This is a genomic window from Stenotrophomonas sp. 05L413, assembly GCF_056397945.1.
Map to the genome: position 1 here is coordinate 56,098 of NZ_JBFTOL010000006.1, position 18,914 is coordinate 75,011.

The following is an 18,914-nucleotide window of genomic DNA, read 5'->3' on the forward strand; positions in this document are numbered from 1 at the left end:
CCCCGTGACGCTTGCCTCATGCGTCAGACAGACTGAAGACGATGCCCCACTCCGCATCGATGGGGGAGCCCTCTTTGGCCAACTGCTCGGCGCTGTACAGGATCACCACCAGGTAGTTCGCGCGCGGCGATTCCACGCCTTCAAACCAGCGCACCAGCACCGGCAGTTCCTCGCGGTTGCGCGCTTCATAACCACTGCGCAGCTGGTGACGGTTGGCCTCCGTGATCGGTACGGTCAGGCAGCGCGTGGAGGTCCAGTTTTCGTACACATGCAGTTTGCAGAAGGGCGCGTAGCCATCGAGCACCTTGAACGGCGCATGCGTGTTGAGGTGCTGTTCGAACTGCTCGGCGCTGCAGTCCTGGATGGTGTTGCCGCGCGGCACGCGGGGGAACAGGCGGGGCCGGGCGAACGCAGTGAGGACGATGGACATGGGCACAATCAGGCGGCAGAGATCCCACACAGGGTAACGCGTGCGGCACGCGCCCTACAGCGCCAGCCGCTCACGCAGCTCGCGGGCCTGCCGCCGCGAGACCTCCACCTGGCTGCCGTCATCGAGGGTCAAGTCATATCCGTCACTCAGCGAGGGCTCGATCGCACGCACGCGACGCAGGTTGACCAGGGTGTTGCGGTTGGCGCGGAAGAACAGCGCCGGCGACAGCCGTGCCTCCAGCGTGCTGAGGCTGCGTGCCAGCACCGCGTTCTGGTCGCGGAACCACAGGCGCGCGTAGTTGCCGTCAACCACGACCTTGCGGATCTCGCCGAGCGCCACGAACCAGCAGCGTTCGCCATCGCGCAGGAACACCTGATCCTCGGCACCCAGCGCATCGCGCACGTTGTCCGTCGCAGTGGGGGCAGCCGGTGCCGAGAGGCGCTCCCGGCCGCGTTCAAGCGCCGCCTGCAGGCGGCCTGCCTCCACCGGTTTGACCAGGTAGTCGAGCGCGTTGGTTTCGAAGGCGCGCACCGCGTACTGGTCGTAGGCGGTGACGAACACCACCATCGGCACCGTCTCCAGTCCGTCGAGCACATCGAAGCCCTCGCCCGAGGGCATCTGCACATCGAGCAACACCAGATCGGGCTGCTCGCGCAGGATCGCCTCGCGTGCCGCGGGCACGTCGTCGGCCTCGCCGACACACGCCACCCACGGGATCGCGGCCAGCAGGGTGCGCAGCTCGCGGCGCGCCAGCCGCGCGTCATCCACGATCAACACGCGCAGTGAGGCGCTCATTGCTGCACCTCCAGGCGGGCCAGCATGCGCTCGCTCTGACGCTCCAGCAGGAACGTGCCCCGGCCGGAAGATGATGGCCCCGCGTCGATGCCCAGCTGCGCGCGCAGATAGGCCAGCCCGATGCCATGGCCCTCGCTGCTGGCGTCGTGCGCGGCGGGATTGGCCACCGCCACCCGCAGCTGGCCACCATCGAGGCGCACGCGGATCGTCAGCTCGCCGCCGCCGGGATGGACTGCGATGCCGTGCTTGATCGCATTCTCCACCAGCAGCTGCAGCGCCATCGGCGGCAACCGCGCGGACAGCGCGGCCGGCTCGATATCGGTGTGAACGCGCAGGCGGTCTTCGTAGTGGATCGCCTCCACCGCCAGGTAGTCCTGTACCACGCGCCACTCCTCGGCCAAGGTGACCCAGCCCCCGTCGGTATGCACCAGGGCGTGGCGCAGCGTGCTGGATAGATGGGTGACCATGTCGCGCGCACGCGCCGGGTCTTCATTGATCAGTGCACGCAGGTTGTTGAGCGCATTGAACACGAAGTGGGGATTGAGCCGTGCACGCAGCGCCTGGTGCTCCAGCGTCGCCCGCTGCGCTTCGGCGCGCAGCTGCGCCATCTCGCTGTGCCGGGCACGCTGCAGCGCGCGGCGGCCGGTCCACAGCGCGCACCACACGCTCAGCACGATGGCGGTATTGAACCAGTAGCCGAAGACAGCGGCCGGGCGATAGTTCGCACGCTGTCCCGGCAGCTGCACCCAGTCCCAGGCCAACGCAGGCAACAGCGCGGCAGCGGTGAGCACCTGGGTGGCCGCCGCCACGATCACCACCGCGAGCAGCAGCCGCCAGGTCAATCCCAGCAGATCGCGCTGCAGCCAATCATGCCGCAGCGCATAGCCGCGGATGAACGCGCTGCCCACCCACAGCGAAAGCGACACCATCACAGAGATCAGGACGATGCCGGACCAGTGCCCGCCGTAGGTGAACCCCAGCAGCAGGCTCACGCCAAGGTAGGCCAACCAGACCGCGCTGTTGCGCCACCAGAAACCGGTATCGCGTGCTGCCCGCTTCTCGCTCATCGTCTCCACGCCGGTCTCGATCAGGGCGCTGCAGGCAGCTCGAGGAAGCCCCGGATCAGCGTCTGCAGCCAGCGCGGATCATCCCACATCAGGAAGTGGTAGCCCGCGCGGCTCATCTCGATCCGCACACCGGGCAGCGCGGCGTACTGGGTGGCGAATACCTGCCGCGTACTGGCTTCGGTCGCACCATACGGCTGATAGGCCGCCCACGCGCCCAGCACCAGCACCGGGGCCGTGATGCCGGCGATCGGCTGGCGCAGGTCGGTCATCGTCATGGAGTACATCGCGTTGGCGGTGGTGGCGCGATCGCTGTCGCGTCCCCACTGCTTCAAGGTCGCAACATGCTCGGGGGCGTGCGCCATGTTGGCGACCGCCGCGTCGGTCTGCGCCGCGTACTGCGTGGCGTCGGCGGCAAGCATGCCGGCCCGCATCTGCTCGGCCATCGGCGTGAGCGTGGCCGGTGTCGCGGCCGGATTCTGGACCGCGCCGAAGTACGGCAGGGCATCGACGATCACCAGTGGCCCGACCTTCTGCGGCGCCGCGATCGCCATCTGCAGCGCCAGCACACCACCGAGGCTGTGGCCGATCACGGCCGGATGATCGAGCTTGCGGTCCGCACTGTAGGCCAGCAGGCGATCGCGCATGGCGCTCAGAAAGTCATCGCTGACCACCGCAGGCGCACCGGCAAAGCCCGGCAGCTGGATCAGGTGGCATTGCACCTGCGGCTGCAGCGCGGCGCAGGTCTCGCGCCAGACCTGGGCACCGCTGTTGAGGCCCGGGATCATCAGCACCGGGCGGCCGCTGCCGATCACCTCGACCTGCAGATCCTGGAAGCGCTCGGTGCCCGCATGGGCGGGGCTGACCAAGGTGGCCCATGCGGTCAGCGCAAGCGCAGCCAACGGGGCGATGGAGTAGATGCGGCGGGGACGGACGGTCGACATGGCAGGCTCCTGCTGGGTGAGCATGAAGCGTGGCGCGGGTCGACGCGGCAGGGGCAATTACATGAGCAGCGGCCGCAGACCGGCGATGAGCGGTCGGCAGCGGCGGATGAACATCCGCGCCTCAGCGATCCGGCGCGCCCACGATGGCCTGCAAGGCCGCCGGCAGCGATGGATACTGGAAGACAAATCCCTCCGCCAAGGCGTGCACCGGCTGCACGTTCTGCCCGGTCAGCAGCAGCCCGCTCATTTCGCCGAAGCCTAGTTTCAAGGCGAATGCCGGGGTGGTCAGCCGCGCCGGACGGTGCAGCACCTCGCCCAGCGTGGTGGCGAAGGTCCGGTTGCTGACCGTGCCGGGCGCCGTGCCGTTGTAGGCGCCGCGTGCCCGGTCGGTGGTGAGCAGCCACAGGATCATCCCGACCAGGTCCTCGCGATGGATCCAGCTCATCCACTGCCGCCCATCGCCCATCGGCCCGCCGAGCCCCATCCGGAACGGCGGCAGCATCTTCTGCAGTGCGCCGCCCTCACGTTCGAGCACGATGCCGGTCCGCAGCACGCAGGTGCGCACGCCGAGGTCCTCGGCCTTGAGCGCCTCGGCCTCCCACTGCCGGCACAGCATCGCGGCGAAGTCGTGGCCGGGCGAGGCGGTCTCATCCAGCGGCGCGCTGTCGCGGGGACCGTACCAACCGATCGCCGAGCCGGACACCAGCACCTTCGGCCGTTCAGGCAGCGCGGCCATCCAGGCCAGCAGCGCCTGCGTCGTGCCGATCCGGGAATCGCGCAGCGCCTGTTTCCGTTCATCGGTCCAGCGGCCCTCCGTCAGCGGCTCGCCTGCCAGGTTGACCACCGCCTGGACCGGGCCGACTTCCTCCAGCGCTGCAACGCTGCGCACGCCCTTCTGCGGGTTCCGGCCGGGCCGGCGGGTGAGGACGATGGGGTCATGGCCCGCGGCCAGCAGCCGCGTGCACAGGCGGCTGCCGATGAAGCCGGTGCCACCGGTGACGAGAATCTGCATGGCGGGTGCTCCGATGAAGTCACGCTCAGTGTAGGCGGCGCGATGTGCAGACGACTGTCACGCACTTCACATTCATCGCGATGAAGAGATATGATTAAACCACACCCGCCGACGCGCCCCGCCCATGACCGCCATCAGCTTCGAGTTCTATCCGCCCAAGACCGACGAGCAGCGTGCCCAGCTGGACCGGACCGCGGCCAAGCTGAAGGTGTTCGCGCCGGAGTACGTGTCGTGTACGTTCGGTGCCGGCGGCTCGACGCTCAGCTACACCTCCGAGACGGTGCGTCACCTCAAGCAGCACCATGGCTTCGAGGCGGCACCGCACCTGTCCTGCGTCGGTGGCAGCCGCGAGGAGATCCGCGAACTGCTCAAGCTGTACCGCGCGATCGGCTGCCGCCGCATCGTCGCCCTGCGCGGTGACCTGCCCTCGGGCATGGGCCACCCCGGCGACCTGCGGTATGCCTCCGAGCTGATCAGCTTCATCCGCGCCGAGCATGGTGATGCGTTCCGGATCGAAGTGGGCGCGTATCCGGAGACCCACCCGCAGGCCAATGACGCGCTGCTGGACCTGAAGCACTTCAAGACCAAGATCGACGCCGGTGCCGATGCGGCGATCACCCAATACTTCTTCAACGCCGATGCCTACTTCCACTTCGTCGATGCGGTACGCAAGCTGGGGGTCACCGTGCCGATCGTGCCAGGCATCATGCCGATCTCCAATTTCAGCCAGCTGCGGCGCTTCTCCGAGCAGTGCGGTGCGGAGATCCCGCGTTGGATCGGCAAGCGCATGCAGGCCTACGGTGACGATGCCGAAGCGGTCCGCGCGTTCGGTGCCGAGGTCGTGGCCAGCCTGTGCGAACGCCTGGTCGCTGGCGGCGCGCCGGGCCTGCACTTCTACACGCTCAACCTGGCCAAGCCGACCACCCAGGTGCTGAAACTGCTGCGCGGGTGAGGCCGCCACGCATCGCTTGCAGATAACGCCCACGCCGCTACGCTGCTGCGATGAAACCGTTCGTGTGGCTCCTGCTGTGTGCGCTGTGCCTGCCTTCGCCCCCCGTCCTGGCGCAGGCGCCGCAGCGCGTGAACCGCTGCACCACGGCCCAAGGCGAAACCGTCTTCACCGATCGCCGCTGCGATGCACTGGGGGCCACCGCCCGTATGCCCCCGCGCACCGCGAGCGTCGGCAACACCGGCATCTACCGCGCCGGCTGCGCGCGCCGGCTCAGTGAACTGACCGGGCAGATCCGCGACGCGGTCAGCGCGCAGGACGTCAACCGGCTGTCGTCGATCTACCTCTGGAGCAACGTCTCCAACGCGACCGCCAACACCATCATCGGTCGGCTGGAATCGGTGGTGAAACGCCCGCTGATCGACATCGCGCCGGTCTACCCGGATACGGCTCCGCCGCTGGTCGATCCGGCACTCGCCACGGCGGGCAGTGCCGAGCCCCCCTCACGTCCCCGTCCGGTCGGCCTGCGCATCGAACAGACCCTCGGCAGCGCCGCCACCCCGGCCCGTACGGTATTCGGCCTGCGCCGTCAGTACGGCTGCTTCTGGATCACGCTGTAGCCGGCCACAGCGACCGGATCGCCGCGATGCCCTGCGCCCCATGGCGGCGCGCCTGCTCGATATCGCCGGGTGTCATCCCGCCCAGCGCATACAGCGGCAACGACACCTGCTCGCGCAGCGCCTCGAAGGCCGCCCAGCCCAGCGGCGTGGCATCCGGGTGGCTGGTCGTCGCCTGCACCGGGCCCAGCACCGCGAAATCACATCCCAGCCGCTGCGCCGCCTGCAACTGCGCCAGATCGTGGCAGGACGCCGCCACCAGCTGACCCGCCGGCAGCGGCCGCTCGCCCAGCGCCAGCAGCTGCTCACTGCCAAGATGCACCCCGACCCCCAGCCGCCCGGCCAGGTCGATGTCCCGGTTCACCAGCCACTGGGTCCGTGGTCCATGCTGCTGGATCACGCGTTCGGCCAGCGCCACCCGCGCCGGGCTGGACGGCGTGCGCAGCTGTACGCGGCGCACCCCGCTCTCCAGTGCCTGCGCCAAGCGTCCCAGCCAGGCCTGGTGGACGCTGTCCTCCTCGCCCTCCAGCTCGGGGGTGATCAGGTACCGGTCCGGCTGCCGCAACGCCGCGACCACCGGCAGGTCCGCCGGCGGCATCGAATACCGGTGGAGCTTGTCCGGCGCCACCCAGGTGATCGCCTGCCCCTCGCGGCCCCGCGGCGAGCCCTTCCAGCCCTGGACCCGGCGCACCTCAAGACGGAGCCGCTTGTCCGGGTAGATCTGCGGCACCTCCATGATCCACTCACCGATCTCCGCCTCGATCCCCAGCTCCTCGCGCAGCTCCCGCACCAGCGCCTCCTCGGAGGTCTCGCCGGCTTCCCGCTTGCCGCCCGGGAATTCCCACAGGCCGGCCATATCGCGGTTCTCGGTACGACGGTTGAGCAGAATGCGGCCACGGGCATCGGTGATGACGCCGGCCACGACATGGATCGAACGAAGGGGAGATGACATACCCGGAGAATGCCCAAACCGGGCCGGGTGACGCAATGCCCCTGCGGGTACCGTCGAGGTGGAGTGCGGATTTCCTGGTGGTGTCTTCGCTCAGGTCTACCGCGAGCGTGAGGGCCCCGCAGCGACCGATAGGCCCCTCGGCAAATGTCCCCCGGCCGCCGCCTGGCGGCGACGGCCTCCTCCTTGATTTTGCCCAGGGGCCTATCGGTCGCTACGGAGCTCGCATGTGGTGGGTTCGCAAAGCGGCCCTTGATCTGCCCACCGCTATCGCAACCCACTGTCACGAGGCGACCGGGCTGCTCCGGGAAGGACCGTCACCCGCATGGATGCGGGTGTCGAGCCTACAAGGAGGTATTTACGGCGTGTCCTGGACGGGGCTGCCCGGTCGCCTCACGCCATGGACATTCGAGGCGCCACGCCGTCAATGAAGAACCACAAAAAAGCCCCGCACAAGGCGGGGCTTCTTCAGCACTTCCAATCAACCGATCAGCTCAGCTGACCATGGCAGTGCTTGTACTTCTTGCCGCTGCCGCACGGGCACGGATCGTTGCGGCCGACCTTCGGCTCATCGCGGCTGACCTGCGCCACGCCGTTCTGCGCCGCCTCCACCTGCGCGGCCTCTTCGTCCGCACCGTAACCGCCCGCGTCCTGGTGCTGGAACTGCGACTGCAGCAGACGTGCCTCCGCCTGCTGGCGCTCGGCCTGCTCCAGCGCCGCCACTTCCTCTTCGCTGCGGATACGCACGCGCGCCAGCAACGTCACCACTTCGCGCTTCACGTTCTCCAGCATCTCCGAGAACAGTTCGAAGGCTTCCTTCTTGTATTCCTGCTTCGGCTGCTTCTGCGCATAACCGCGCAGGTAGATGCCCTGGCGCAGGTAATCCATGCGTGCCAGGTGCTCCTTCCAGCTCTGGTCCAGCACGGTCAGCATCACGTGCTTCTCCAGCGCGCGCATGGTCTCGTCGCCCACGCCGGCTTCCTTCGCCGCGAAATGCTCGTCGACCTTGGCCTGCACCTTCTCGGCGATGCCCTCGGCATCCAGCTCTTCGTGTGCCTTGACCAGTTCGGTCAGCGACATGTCGATGCCGAAGTCCGATGCCAGCGTTGCTTCCAGACCCTGCAGGTCCCACTGCTCGTCGATCGAGTTCGGCGGCACGAAGCGCGCCACCACATCGAAGATCACATCGCCACGGATGCCATCCACGTTGTCCTTCACCGATTCGGCATCCAGCAGCTCATCGCGCTGGCTGTAGATCACCTTGCGCTGATCGTTGTTGACGTCGTCGAAGTCCAGCAGATTCTTGCGGATATCGAAGTTGTGCGCTTCGACCTTGCGCTGCGCCTTTTCGATCTGGCGGCTGACCAGACGATCCTCGATGACGTCGTCTTCCTTCATGCCCATCATGCGCATCGCCTTCTGGACCCAGTCCGAGGCGAAGATGCGCATCAGGTTGTCTTCCAGCGACAGGTAGAAGCGGGACGAACCCGGATCGCCCTGGCGGCCCGAACGGCCACGCAGCTGGTTATCGATACGGCGCGACTCATGGCGCTCGGTGCCGACGATGTGCAGGCCACCGGCCGCCTTGACCGCATCGTGGCGGACCTGCCATTCGGCCTTGACCTTGGCACGCTGTTCCGGCGTCGCCTCTTCGCCCAGCTCATGCAGCTGCGCTTCCAGCGAACCGCCCAGCACGATGTCGGTACCACGGCCGGCCATGTTGGTGGCGATGGTCACCGCGCCCGGCATGCCGGCGTTGGCGATGATGGTCGCTTCGCGGTCATGCTGCTTGGCGTTGAGCACTTCGTGGTGCACACCGGCCTTGCGCAGATGCTCGGACAGCATCTCCGAGGTTTCGATCGAGGTGGTACCCACCAGCACCGGCTGGCCGCGCTCGTTGCAGGCCTGGATATCGGCCAGCACGGCGTTGAACTTGCCGTTGCGGTTGAGGAACACCTGGTCCGAACCGTCCTTGCGGATGGTCGGGCGGTTGGTCGGGATCACCACCACTTCCAGGTTGTAGATGCTCTGGAACTCGTAGGCTTCCGTATCGGCCGTACCGGTCATGCCGGACAGCTTCTTGTACATGCGGAACAGGTTCTGGAAGGTGATGCTCGCCAGCGTCTGGTTCTCACGCTGGACCGGCACGCCTTCCTTCGCTTCCACCGCCTGGTGCAGGCCATCGGACCAGCGGCGGCCGGCCAGGGTACGGCCGGTGAATTCATCCACGATCACCACTTCGCCATCGCGCACGATGTAATCCACGTCGCGCTGGTAGATCGCATGCGCACGCAGCGCCGCGTTGAGGTGGTGCACCACGGTCAGGTTCTGCGCGGCGTAGAGGCCTTCGGTCTCGGCATTGAGGATGCCGGCTTCCACCAGCAGTGCCTCGGCATGTTCCATGCCCGCTTCGGACAGATGGACCTGCTTGCCCTTCTCGTCCACCCAGAAATCGCCTTCGCCTTCCTCGGCCTCCTGCTTGATCAGGTGCGGAACGACGCGGTTGACACGGATGTACAGCTCAGGGGAATCATCGGCCGGGCCGGAGATGATCAGCGGGGTACGGGCTTCATCGATCAGGATCGAGTCGACTTCATCGACGATCGCGTAATGCAGGCCGCGCTGGTAGCGGTCCGCACGGGACAGCGCCATGTTGTCGCGCAGGTAATCGAAGCCGAATTCGTTGTTGGTGCCGTAGGTGATGTCGCTGGCATACGCCTCGCGCTTGTCGCCATGCGGCATGCCCGGGTAGACCACGCCCACGCTCATGCCCAGCCAGTTGTAGAGCTTGCCCATCTGCGCCGAGTCACGGCGGGCCAGGTAGTCGTTCACGGTGACCACGTGGACGCCCTTGCCTTCCAGCGCGTTCAGATACACCGGCAGCGTGGCGACCAGGGTCTTGCCTTCACCGGTGCGCATTTCCGCGATCTTGCCCAGGTGCAGGACCATGCCGCCGATCAGCTGTACATCGTAATGGCGCATGCCCAGCACACGGCGGCTGGCTTCACGGCAGACCGCGAACGCTTCGGGAAGCACCTTGTCCAGGGCCTCACCGTCAGCGATGCGCTGCTTGAATTCCGGGGTCTTGGCCTTGAGCTGCTCGTCGGAGAGCTTTTCGATTTCCGGCTCCAACGCATTGATCTTGGCGACGATGCGGTTGAGCTGGCGCAGCTGTCGTTCATTACGACTGCCGAAGACGCGGGTAAGCAGGCTGTTGATCATTGAAGGAACCGGTTGGAATGAGACGCCCCAACGGCGGCGCTCTCCCCAGGGGATGCGCACGCCGCAAACGAAACAGGGCGCACCGCGCCCTGTCTATGGCAACACCCATTGTAGCTTGGGACGGGGGTCCGGCGTTTCAAGCACCCCCGTTCAAGTTCGTTACCGTGATCAGCCCCGCGAAACGCGGCCGACCGGGGTATTGCCGCCATCACCGAGGAACTTGCGCGGATTGACCACCTGGCCGCGTTCCCAGACCTCGAAGTGCACGTGGGCACCGGTGGAACGGCCCGTGGAACCGGCCTTGGCCACTTCCTGGCCGGCCCGGACCAGATCGCCCGGCTTCACCACCAGGCGCGAATTATGCGCATAGCGGGTCACATAGCCATTGCCATGGTCCACATCGACCACATTGCCGTAGCCGCCCTTCACACCGGCGAAGCTGACCACGCCGTCGGCCACCGACATCACCGGGTCACCGACCTTGGCGTGGAAATCCATGCCCTTGTGGGTGGCCGCACCACGACCGAACGGATCGCTGCGGGTCCCGAAGTTGGAGGTGATGTAGGTGTTGCGGATCGGCATGCGCGAGGGCACGGCGTTCTGTTCGAGCTGGTGGTCGAACATCAGCGACTCCATCACCGACAGCTGGCGGCCTGAAGCAGCAAAGCGCTGCTCCAGCACCTGTAAGTCGGCGTTGACCGCGCTGACCGGGATGTCCTGGGTCGGGCCGGGCTCGCCTTCACCGAGGCCGGGGGTCTCGTTGAAGTCGAATTCACCGTCTTCCAGTTTGCCCATCTGGGTGAGGCGTTCGCCCAGCGCATTGAGACGGGTGGCCTGCGCCTGCAGCTCGCCCATCCGCGCAGCCAGCGCGTTGACCTGGGTCTGAGCGTCCTTCTGGGCCTGCGCCAGCTCGCGTTCCTGCTGTGCGACCTTGGCGTGGAGCCGGGAATCGTTGAACATGCTGCCACCGATACCGGCACCGAAGCCGATCAGGCAGCCCACCCCCAGCACACTGCCCAGCAGGGCCCGGGGGGAATCTTCGAAGTAGAAACGCAAACGCGCCAGCGGCGTCTTGGCCTGTCCTTCACGCGTTTTGATTACGATCTTTTTGAATGCCATCAGTGAGTTTTCATGTCTGAGCCGAAATCCAGTGCCCGTTCCCCATCCACGCCGAAGCCGGCGCTGGATGCGGTCATGGCGGACAAAGCCGGTAACCCGCTGCGTCGTGCCTTGTGGCTCGACGCGCTGGACCGTCAATTGCGCCCCCATTTGCCGCCTGCACTGGCCACCCGTTGCCGGCTGGCGAATGTAAACGGCGAGCACCTCGTTTTTCTCGTCGAATCTCCCGTGTGGCACGCCAAGGTCCGGCTTGCCGAAGCACAGTTGATCGACGCGGCCCGGTCCATCGGGCTGAAGGTCACCAAGGTGACCGTCAAAACAGCATCTGCCCCTCCCCCACGCTCCCCAGCGATCGACAACAGGAATGGCCCCCACGCTGTTTCAGCCGCCACGCACAAAGGGCTACGCGACGCGTTGGCTTGTCTGCGCGATGTGGATTCCTCCAAATCGTGAAGCCATCGGGGCATCCCGCCCCTTCCCGGCCGCGTCACGATCACGTGAACTTTGGCTGGGAGCCGGTCTGCACTGTAGCGGCGGAACCGCTGCCAGTCGTTAGTGTTTTATTAAATTAACGTTAAATTCGGTAGAAACCTTGATGAGGTTCACAAATCTGTGCGCTGTGCACCCCCACGGTTCATTGACGTCAAGGTCACGCCGCGCTCCGCGCCTGCGCAGCCCTGAACGCAGAAACGGCGCCGTGGGCGCCGTCTCGTTTCCTTTTAAATCAATGGCTTGCGCCCACACCTGACTCAGGCGTACGCCGGCAGACCGTAGACGACCGGTGCGGCGGCCGCGGGCGAGTCATAGCTGACCCACTCCCATGCACTGGCATCGGCCAGCAGCGCGCGCACCAGCTTGTTGTTGAGCGCGTGGCCCGACTTGAAGCCTTCGTACGCGCCCAGCACCTGGCCGCCGGCCAGATACAGATCGCCGATCGCATCGAGGATCTTGTGGCGCACGAACTCATCGGCGTAGCGCAGGCCGTCGTCGTTGAGCACGCGGAACTCGTCAAGCACGATGGCGTTGTCCATCGAACCGCCCAGGCCCAGGTTGCGCTCGCGCATGTACTCCAGATCCCGCATGAAGCCGAAGGTCCGGGCGCGCGAGATTTCCTTGGTGTAGGCCAGGGTCGAGAACTCGATTTCCGCCCGCGACTGCTTGGCTGGGATCATCGGGTGGTTGAACTGGATGGTGAAACCGAGCTTGTAGCCTTCGTACGGCTCGAAGCGGGCGACCTTGTCGCCGTCGGTGACTTCCACCGTCTTGAGAATGCGGATGAAGCGTTTCGGCGCGTCCTGCTCGGCGATGCCCGCTGACTGCAGCAGGAAGACGAACGGGCCGGAGGAACCGTCCATGATCGGCAGCTCGGCCGAGGACAGCTCCACGATGATGTTGTCCACACCCAGGCCGGCCAGGGCCGACATCAGGTGTTCGACGGTCTGGATCTTGGCCTCGTGATAGGTCAGGCCGGTGCACAGGGTGACTTCGGTGACCAGATCCGCACGCGCAGGCACTTCCACCACCGGGTCCATATCGACGCGACGGAAGACGATGCCGTGGTTGACCGGGGCCGGGCGCAGAGTCATGTAGACCTTGTCACCACTGTGAAGGCCAACGCCGGTGGCGCGGATCGTGTTCTTGAGGGTGCGTTGCGGAATCATCGGGGGGCAGGACCAGAAAGCGCGCGGTCAGCGCGGCTGTGACAAACAAGAATAACACGCACTACCGCTGTCCCTTCCGTGAACCGTGGTGCGTCGACAGCACTGCCCGGACGTGCGCGATGCACGACGGCGGTCAGACTGCCGGGCCGATCCTGGCCCGGCAGCATGGGACATGGAGGTGCTTACCGGGGAGGACAAGGCCCCGGCACGCAGTACTCAGTCCGCCTGGCGGCGCAGGAACGCCGGGATGTCCAGGTAATCGTTCGGCAGTTCAGCGGCGGCCGGACCCGATGCGCTCGGGGCCGACGGGGCCACGGTGTCGGCGCTCGGACGACGCAGGCCCATGCCCATGCCCATCCCGCCCACGGCCTTGGAGACCGCATCGCCGCCGTTGTCGAACTCGCCGAACTCCGGCTGGCCGGTGGTGGCGTTGCGGACCAGCTTGATCGGTGCGCGCTCGCCCGGACGCTGGGTCTTGGCGGTGACGGCACGGTTCAGGCCGGTGGCGACCACGGTCACGCGGACTTCGTCCTGCATGTCCGGATCCAGCACGGTACCCACGACCACGGTGGCATCTTCCGAAGCGAAGCCATCGATGGTGCGGCCGATCTCGTCGAACTCGGCCATCGTGAAGTCGGCGCCGGCGGTGATGTTGACCAGGATGCCGTTGGCACCGGCCAGATTCACATCGTCCAGCAGCGGGTTCTGGATGGCGGCTTCGGCAGCGGCCTGGGCGCGGTCATCGCCACGCGCGGTGCCGGTGCCCATCATCGCCAGGCCCATTTCGGACATGACGGTGCGCACGTCGGCGAAGTCGACGTTGATCAGGCCCGGCCGCACGATCAGGTCGGCGATGCCCTGCACGGCGCCCTGGAGGACGTCGTTGGCGGCACGGAAGGCCTGGATCATGGTGGCGTTGCGGCCCAGCACGGTGATCAGCTTTTCGTTCGGGATGGTGATCAGCGAATCGCAATGCTGGCTCAGTTCTTCGATGCCCTTCAGCGCGACCTGCATGCGGCGACGGCCTTCGAACGGGAACGGCTTGGTGACCACGGCGACGGTCAGGATGCCCATCTCCTTGGCCAGCTGGGCCACGACCGGGGCTGCACCGGTGCCGGTGCCGCCGCCCATGCCGGCGGTGATGAACACCATGTCCGCCCCCTGCAGGGCGTCCATGATGCGCTCACGGTCTTCCAGCGCGGCCTGGCGGCCGACTTCCGGGTTCGCGCCTGCGCCCAGGCCTTTGGTGACGTTGGTACCCAGCTGCAGCTGCAGCTTGGCACCACAATTCTTGATGGCCTGCGAGTCGGTGTTGGCGGTGATGAATTCCACGCCGTCCACGCTGGTGCTGACCATGTGCGCCACGGCGTTACCGCCGCCGCCGCCCACGCCGATCACCTTGATCACCGCATTGGGTGCCATCTTTTCAATCAGTTCGAAATGCGCCATGTCCGTGTCCTCTTGTTGCCGTTTACGCGGGACGGGGGCTGCGGAGATTCCTTCTCCTGTCCTCCCCACCCATCGTGCCGGCGAGTTGTAGTTGGTATGCCCGGCTGGATAGAGCCAACCGCGGCGGTATTGCCTGCTTCAAAGAACGACCCGTGGGCCGGTGTTGCTACTTCGCACTGCGGGGTGTTGCCTGTGTTGCGTGGACTACGTGGATTTTTCGGGAACTGCTTATCGCGTATTGCATGTGTACTGCGTGTTGCGAACCGCGATCAGAACTCGCCGCGGAACCAGGTTTTGAGCTTCTTGAACATGCTGCCGGCGCGGCCGGTGGGCAGCGACGGGCGACGCGGGTGTTCGATCTGGCTGCCCATCAGCAGCAGGCCCACGCCGGTGGCATGCACCGGGTTGCCCACTACTTCGCCCAGCCCGGTGACGTGCTGCGGAATGCCCACGCGCACCGGCATCTGCAGCATTTCCTCGGCCAGTTCGACCACGCCTTCCATCTTCGAGGCGCCACCGGTGAGCACCATGCCGGCGCGCACCAGTTCCTCGAAACCGGAACGGCGCAGTTCGGCCTGCACCATCTCGAAGATTTCCTCGTAACGGCCCTGCACCGCCTGGGCGAGTGCGTGGCGCGGCATCCGGCGCGGCGGACGATCGCCGACGCTGGGCACCTGGATGCTTTCCTCGGCGGTGGCCAACTGGGCCAGGGCGCAGGCATAGCGCACCTTGATCTGCTCGGCTTCCGGGGTCGGCGTGCGCAGCATGTGCGCGATGTCGTTGGTGACGTGGTCGCCGGCGATCGGCAGCGAGGCGGTGTGGCAGATCGCGCCCTGCACGAACACGGCCAGGTCGGTGGTGCCGGCGCCCATGTCGACCAGTACCACGCCCAGCTCGCGCTCGTCGGCGGTCAGCACGGCCACGCTGGAGGCCAGCGAGGACAGCACCAGGTCATCGACCTGCAGGCCGCAGCGCTGCACGCACTTGGAGATGTTGGCCGCGGCCGACTGTGCGCACACCACCAGGTGGGCATGCACTTCCAGGCGCACGCCGGTCATGCCGACCGGGTTGCGGATGCCTTCCTGCGAATCGTCCAGCACGTACTCGCGCGGGATCGCATGCAGGATCTTCTGGTCGGCCGGGATCGCCACCGCCTTGGCCGCATCCAGCACGCGATCCAGGTCGCCCCAGGTCACTTCGCCGTCGCGGATCGGCACGATGCCGGGCGAGTTCTTGCACTGCACGTGGTTGCCGGAGATCGAGGCATACACCGAGCGGATCTCGCAGCCGGCCATCAGCTCGGCCTCTTCGACCGCACGCTGGATGGACTGCACGGTCGATTCGATATCCACCACCACGCCGCGCTTGAGACCGCGCGATTCGTGCGAGCCGATGCCGATGACCTCGATCGGATTGCCCGGCGAATACTCGCCGACCAGCGCCACCACCTTGGAGGTGCCGATATCCAGACCAACGATCAGTGATTTGTCACCCTTGCGATTCATGTCCTGTCCTGCGTCCTGTGCGCCACAGTGGCCGGCGTGGCCGGTGCGGCCGGAACCGGGGTACCCCAGCTCAGCGTGAAACCATTGGTGTATCGGAGGTCGGCGCGCTCGATCGGCGCCGCTTGATTGGCCAGCTGCGGCAGCACGCGTACGAAGCGCTGGAGGCGCGAACGGGCATCGTCGCGGCCGACGACGACTTCGGTGCCATTGCTCAGCACCAGCGACCAGCTGCCGCGTGCGTCCATGGTGACCCGCTTGACGTCCACGCCGGCCGGCGCGAACAGCGCGCGCGCATCGTTGTAGAGCGCCACCACTTCTTCGGTCTGGCTGTCCGGCCCATCCAGGTCGGGCAGTTCCAGGTCCTGCAGCTTCTTCGGCGTGGCGAACAACTTGCCCTGCTCGGAGAGCAGGCGGTCATGGCCCCAGCGCGCGAACGGCTTGTGCTCGACCAGGGTGATTTCCAGCACGTCCGGCCACTGCTTGCGGACCTGCGCGCTTTCCACCCACGGCAACGTTTCGATGGCGTCCTGCGCATCCTGCAGCTTGACCGCGAAGAAGCCGGACTTCGCATAGGGCAGCACCACCTGCTGCAGCTGCTCGGCCGGCACCCGCTTGAACTCACCGTGCACGCGCAGCTTGGCCAACGGCCACCGCTCGGCACCGACCCAGCCGTTGAGCACCGCCACCACCGGCAGTGCCACGACCGACAGGGCCAGCAACCAGACGAAGATGCGCAGCACCGCGTTCATGCGTGGCGGTGCTCCTGTGCGGCGTGACCCGGCAGGGTCTGTTCCAGCACGCGCCAGACCAGCTCTTCAAAGCCGATCCCGGCCTGGCTGGCCGCCTTGGGCACCAGCGAATGGCTGGTCATGCCCGGCGCGGTGTTCACTTCCAACAGGTAGAAGCGGCCGCTGCTGCGGTCGCGCATCACGTCCACCCGGCCCCAGCCACGGCAACCGGCGGCGCGGAACGCGGCCAGCGCGAGGCGGCGGATCTCGATTTCATCCTCGCCCTCCAGGCCCGGGCACAGGTACTGGGTGTCCTCGGCGATGTATTTGGCGTTGTAGTCGTACCACTGGCCCTTGGGCACGATGCGGATCGACGGCAGCGCCTGGTCGCCCAGGATCGCCACGGTCAACTCGTCGCCGACCACCATCTGCTCCATCAGCAGCTGGCCGTCATAGCGCACCGCCAGCGCGACCGCCTCATCCAGGCCGGCCTCTTCCACCACGCGGCTGATGCCAACGCTGGAGCCTTCATTGGCCGGCTTGACCACCACCGGCAGGCCGAGCTCGGCCGCGGCGGCGTGGACGTCGGAGGCCTGGTCCAGCGCGATGAAGCGCGGGGTCGGCAGGCCGTGCGACAGCCACACCTGCTTGGTGCGGATCTTGTCCATGCTCAACGCCGAGCCCAGCACGTCCGAGCCGGTGTAGGGCACGCCGAAGGCTTCCATCAGGCCCTGCACGATGCCATCTTCGCCACCGCCGTTATGGCCGTGGAGAATGTTGAAGACGCGGTCGAAGCGCTTCTCGACCAGCGCGAGCGCCAGGGCCGGGATGCCGTCGACCGCGATCGCATCGACGCCGCGCGCGCGCAGCGCTTCGATCACGTTGCGGCCGGAATCCAGCGAGACGTTGCGCTCGCTGGAGGTACCACCCAGCAGCACGGCGACGCGGCCGAACATGGCCGGGTCGGTGAGGCGCAGCGGCGGGAAGGTCAGCGCGTTCATGCCGCCGGGGTCTCCTGGAAACCTTCGCCGGCGATCTGCTGGGCGATGTAGCCGATGTCACCGGCCCCCATCATCAGCAGCAGGTCACCGTCCTGCAGCACGTCGGGCAGCACGTGGGCCAGTTCGGCGGCGTTGCCGACCACGACCGGCTCGCTGCGGCCGCGCGCACGGATGGCGCGGGCCAGCGAACGCGAATCGGCGCCCGGGATCGGCGCTTCGCCGGCCGGGTACACCTCGCTCAGCACCAGCGCATCCACTTCGGACAGCACCGCGGCAAAGGCATCGAACTGATCGCGGGTGCGGCTGTAACGGTGTGGCTGGAACGCCACGACCAGGCGCTGGCTCGGCCAGCCACCCCGGGCAGCAGCGAACACGGCGGCCAGCTCACGCGGGTGGTGGCCGTAATCGTCGATCACGCGGACCTTGGCACCGGTGTGCGTGGTGACGATGCCCAGGTCATTGAAGCGGCGGCCGATGCCGGCAAAGCTCTCCAGCGCACGCGCGATCGCCTCCGGCGCCACGCCCAGCTGCCAGCCCACGGCGGCGGCGGCCAGCGCGTTGAGCACGTTGTGCTCGCCCGGCAGGGCCAGCGTCACCGGGTGGCTGCTGCCTTCCGGCAGGCGCAGGGTGAAATGCATGCGCGGCCCGTCCTGGACCACATCCTCGGCACGCACGTCAGCGTTGCTGCTCATGCCATAGCTCATGACATGGCGTGGCGTCTGCGCGGCCAATGCGGCCACTTCCGGATCGTCGATGCACAGCACCGCCAGCCCGTAGAACGGCAGGCGCTGCAGGAACTCGGCGAACGCGGCCTGGACGCGGGCAAAATCGTTGCCGTAGTTTTCCAGGTGGTCCGAATCGATGTTGGTGATCACCGAGACCAGCGGGTTCAGGCGCAGGAAGCTGCCATCGCTTTCGTCGGCTTCGGCCACCAGCCACTGGCCACCGCCGAGCTTGGCGTTGGCACCGGCGGCGAGCAGCTGGCCGCCGATCACGAAGGTCGGGTCCAGCCCGCCTTCGCTCAGCACCGCGGCGGTGAGGCTGGTGGTGGTGGTCTTGCCGTGCGTGCCGGCCACCGCGATGCCGCGGCGGAAGCGCATCAGTTCGGCCAGCATCGCCGCGCGCGGCATGATCGGAATGCGCTGGCTGCGCGCTTCCATCAGTTCCGGGTTGTCATCGCGGATCGCGCTGGAGACGACCACGCAGTCGGTACCAAGCACGTTGGCCGCCGAGTGGCCGCGCATCACGCGCGCACCCAGGCCGGCCAGGCGGCGGGTCGCGGCGTTGTCGGCATTGTCCGAACCGGACACTTCATAGCCCAGCGTCAGCATCACTTCGGCGATGCCGCTCATGCCGGTGCCGCCGATGCCGACGAAGTGCACGCGCGGGAACGCGCGTACCAGGTCGTTGGTGTCGTGGAGGCGGCGGATCATGCGCGGCCTCGCGCCAGGCTGGCGCGCGTAGCGGTG

At 66.9% G+C, this 18,914-nt stretch carries 16 protein-coding genes and 1 pseudogene; 3 read left to right on the forward strand and 14 right to left on the reverse strand.

What is annotated here, in order from left to right:
* Nucleotides 1–37: 37 nt before the first annotated feature.
* The 5 genes and pseudogenes from AC1DIQ_RS14085 to AC1DIQ_RS14105 form a co-directional block, all read right to left on the reverse strand.
* Nucleotides 38–430: pseudogene (locus AC1DIQ_RS14085) on the reverse strand (DUF3228 family protein); the annotation flags it as partial.
* A gap of 54 nt (nt 431–484) precedes the next feature.
* The gene (locus tag AC1DIQ_RS14090) at nt 485–1,225 is read right to left on the reverse strand and encodes a LytR/AlgR family response regulator transcription factor (RefSeq protein ID WP_478050260.1); all 741 of its coding nucleotides are present in this window, start codon (nt 1,223–1,225) and stop codon (nt 485–487) included.
* Nucleotides 1,222–2,292 carry a sensor histidine kinase gene (locus AC1DIQ_RS14095; protein ID WP_478050261.1) on the reverse strand — a complete coding sequence of 357 codons (1,071 nt, stop codon included), beginning with the start codon at nt 2,290–2,292 and terminating at the stop codon, nt 1,222–1,224. The genes AC1DIQ_RS14090 and AC1DIQ_RS14095 overlap by 4 nt, the downstream gene beginning before the upstream one ends.
* A gap of 20 nt (nt 2,293–2,312) precedes the next feature.
* Nucleotides 2,313–3,233, reverse strand: coding sequence for an alpha/beta fold hydrolase (locus AC1DIQ_RS14100; RefSeq protein WP_478050262.1), 921 nt, complete (start codon nt 3,231–3,233; stop codon nt 2,313–2,315).
* Nucleotides 3,234–3,354: 121 nt separating this feature from the next.
* Nucleotides 3,355–4,245, reverse strand: a complete 891-nt coding sequence (locus AC1DIQ_RS14105; protein WP_478050263.1) for a TIGR01777 family oxidoreductase — start codon at nt 4,243–4,245, stop codon at nt 3,355–3,357.
* A gap of 124 nt (nt 4,246–4,369) precedes the next feature.
* Between AC1DIQ_RS14105 and metF the strand changes: the two genes are divergently transcribed.
* Nucleotides 4,370–5,197, forward strand: a complete 828-nt coding sequence (gene metF, locus AC1DIQ_RS14110) for a methylenetetrahydrofolate reductase [NAD(P)H] (RefSeq protein WP_121042718.1) — start codon at nt 4,370–4,372, stop codon at nt 5,195–5,197.
* Nucleotides 5,198–5,247: 50 nt separating this feature from the next.
* Complete coding sequence (locus AC1DIQ_RS14115; RefSeq protein WP_282258209.1) at nt 5,248–5,814, forward strand: hypothetical protein; 567 nt, start codon at nt 5,248–5,250, stop codon at nt 5,812–5,814.
* Here AC1DIQ_RS14115 and AC1DIQ_RS14120 read toward each other — a convergent pair.
* The 3 genes from AC1DIQ_RS14120 to AC1DIQ_RS14130 form a co-directional block, all read right to left on the reverse strand.
* Nucleotides 5,804–6,763 carry a Nudix family hydrolase gene (locus AC1DIQ_RS14120; RefSeq protein ID WP_152152370.1) on the reverse strand — a complete coding sequence of 320 codons (960 nt, stop codon included), beginning with the start codon at nt 6,761–6,763 and terminating at the stop codon, nt 5,804–5,806. The two genes, AC1DIQ_RS14115 and AC1DIQ_RS14120, sit on opposite strands and share 11 nt — an antisense overlap.
* Nucleotides 6,764–7,249: 486 nt before the next feature.
* The gene (secA, locus tag AC1DIQ_RS14125) at nt 7,250–9,982 is read right to left on the reverse strand and encodes a preprotein translocase subunit SecA (protein WP_121042712.1); all 2,733 of its coding nucleotides are present in this window, start codon (nt 9,980–9,982) and stop codon (nt 7,250–7,252) included.
* Nucleotides 9,983–10,150: 168 nt separating this feature from the next.
* Entirely contained in the window at nt 10,151–11,101 is a 951-nt protein-coding gene (locus AC1DIQ_RS14130; protein ID WP_019182479.1) for a M23 family metallopeptidase, read from the reverse strand.
* A 12-nt stretch (nt 11,102–11,113) separates the two neighbouring features.
* Between AC1DIQ_RS14130 and AC1DIQ_RS14135 the strand changes: the two genes are divergently transcribed.
* Nucleotides 11,114–11,554, forward strand: coding sequence for a DciA family protein (locus AC1DIQ_RS14135; RefSeq protein ID WP_026069663.1), 441 nt, complete (start codon nt 11,114–11,116; stop codon nt 11,552–11,554).
* Between the two features lie 296 nt (nt 11,555–11,850).
* Here the strand turns inward: AC1DIQ_RS14135 and lpxC are convergent, their stop codons facing one another.
* The 6 genes from lpxC to murC all read right to left on the reverse strand — a co-directional run bounded on the left by lpxC (nt 11,851) and on the right by murC (nt 18,878).
* A complete protein-coding gene (gene lpxC, locus AC1DIQ_RS14140) occupies nt 11,851–12,762 on the reverse strand; it encodes a UDP-3-O-acyl-N-acetylglucosamine deacetylase (protein ID WP_088433963.1) in 912 nt (303 codons plus the stop codon).
* A 216-nt stretch (nt 12,763–12,978) separates the two neighbouring features.
* Nucleotides 12,979–14,211, reverse strand: coding sequence for a cell division protein FtsZ (ftsZ, locus tag AC1DIQ_RS14145; RefSeq protein WP_019182482.1), 1,233 nt, complete (start codon nt 14,209–14,211; stop codon nt 12,979–12,981).
* Between the two features lie 269 nt (nt 14,212–14,480).
* The gene (gene ftsA, locus AC1DIQ_RS14150) at nt 14,481–15,716 is read right to left on the reverse strand and encodes a cell division protein FtsA (protein ID WP_017355446.1); all 1,236 of its coding nucleotides are present in this window, start codon (nt 15,714–15,716) and stop codon (nt 14,481–14,483) included.
* Entirely contained in the window at nt 15,713–16,465 is a 753-nt protein-coding gene (locus AC1DIQ_RS14155) for a cell division protein FtsQ/DivIB (protein ID WP_121042710.1), read from the reverse strand. Before AC1DIQ_RS14155 ends, ftsA begins: the two co-directional genes overlap by 4 nt.
* Entirely contained in the window at nt 16,462–17,445 is a 984-nt protein-coding gene (locus AC1DIQ_RS14160; protein WP_121042708.1) for a D-alanine--D-alanine ligase, read from the reverse strand. Before AC1DIQ_RS14160 ends, AC1DIQ_RS14155 begins: the two co-directional genes overlap by 4 nt.
* Nucleotides 17,442–18,878, reverse strand: coding sequence for a UDP-N-acetylmuramate--L-alanine ligase (gene murC, locus AC1DIQ_RS14165; protein WP_121042706.1), 1,437 nt, complete (start codon nt 18,876–18,878; stop codon nt 17,442–17,444). The genes AC1DIQ_RS14160 and murC overlap by 4 nt, the downstream gene beginning before the upstream one ends.
* Between the last annotated feature and the right edge of the window lie 36 nt (nt 18,879–18,914).

Bases quoted from the DNA above. Each gene is read 5' to 3' on its own strand.
- AC1DIQ_RS14090 (WP_478050260.1), bottom strand. From the start codon at position 1,225: ATGAGCGCCTCACTGCGCGTGTTGATCGTGGATGACGCGCGGCTGGCG.
- AC1DIQ_RS14095 (WP_478050261.1), bottom strand. From the start codon at position 2,292: ATGAGCGAGAAGCGGGCAGCACGCGATACCGGTTTCTGGTGGCGCAAC.
- AC1DIQ_RS14100 (WP_478050262.1), bottom strand. From the start codon at position 3,233: ATGTCGACCGTCCGTCCCCGCCGCATCTACTCCATCGCCCCGTTGGCT.
- AC1DIQ_RS14105 (WP_478050263.1), bottom strand. From the start codon at position 4,245: ATGCAGATTCTCGTCACCGGTGGCACCGGCTTCATCGGCAGCCGCCTG.
- metF (WP_121042718.1), top strand. From the start codon at position 4,370: ATGACCGCCATCAGCTTCGAGTTCTATCCGCCCAAGACCGACGAGCAG.
- AC1DIQ_RS14115 (WP_282258209.1), top strand. From the start codon at position 5,248: ATGAAACCGTTCGTGTGGCTCCTGCTGTGTGCGCTGTGCCTGCCTTCG.
- AC1DIQ_RS14120 (WP_152152370.1), bottom strand. From the start codon at position 6,763: ATGTCATCTCCCCTTCGTTCGATCCATGTCGTGGCCGGCGTCATCACC.
- secA (WP_121042712.1), bottom strand. From the start codon at position 9,982: ATGATCAACAGCCTGCTTACCCGCGTCTTCGGCAGTCGTAATGAACGA.
- AC1DIQ_RS14130 (WP_019182479.1), bottom strand. From the start codon at position 11,101: ATGGCATTCAAAAAGATCGTAATCAAAACGCGTGAAGGACAGGCCAAG.
- AC1DIQ_RS14135 (WP_026069663.1), top strand. From the start codon at position 11,114: ATGTCTGAGCCGAAATCCAGTGCCCGTTCCCCATCCACGCCGAAGCCG.
- lpxC (WP_088433963.1), bottom strand. From the start codon at position 12,762: ATGATTCCGCAACGCACCCTCAAGAACACGATCCGCGCCACCGGCGTT.
- ftsZ (WP_019182482.1), bottom strand. From the start codon at position 14,211: ATGGCGCATTTCGAACTGATTGAAAAGATGGCACCCAATGCGGTGATC.
- ftsA (WP_017355446.1), bottom strand. From the start codon at position 15,716: ATGAATCGCAAGGGTGACAAATCACTGATCGTTGGTCTGGATATCGGC.
- AC1DIQ_RS14155 (WP_121042710.1), bottom strand. From the start codon at position 16,465: ATGAACGCGGTGCTGCGCATCTTCGTCTGGTTGCTGGCCCTGTCGGTC.
- AC1DIQ_RS14160 (WP_121042708.1), bottom strand. From the start codon at position 17,445: ATGAACGCGCTGACCTTCCCGCCGCTGCGCCTCACCGACCCGGCCATG.
- murC (WP_121042706.1), bottom strand. From the start codon at position 18,878: ATGATCCGCCGCCTCCACGACACCAACGACCTGGTACGCGCGTTCCCG.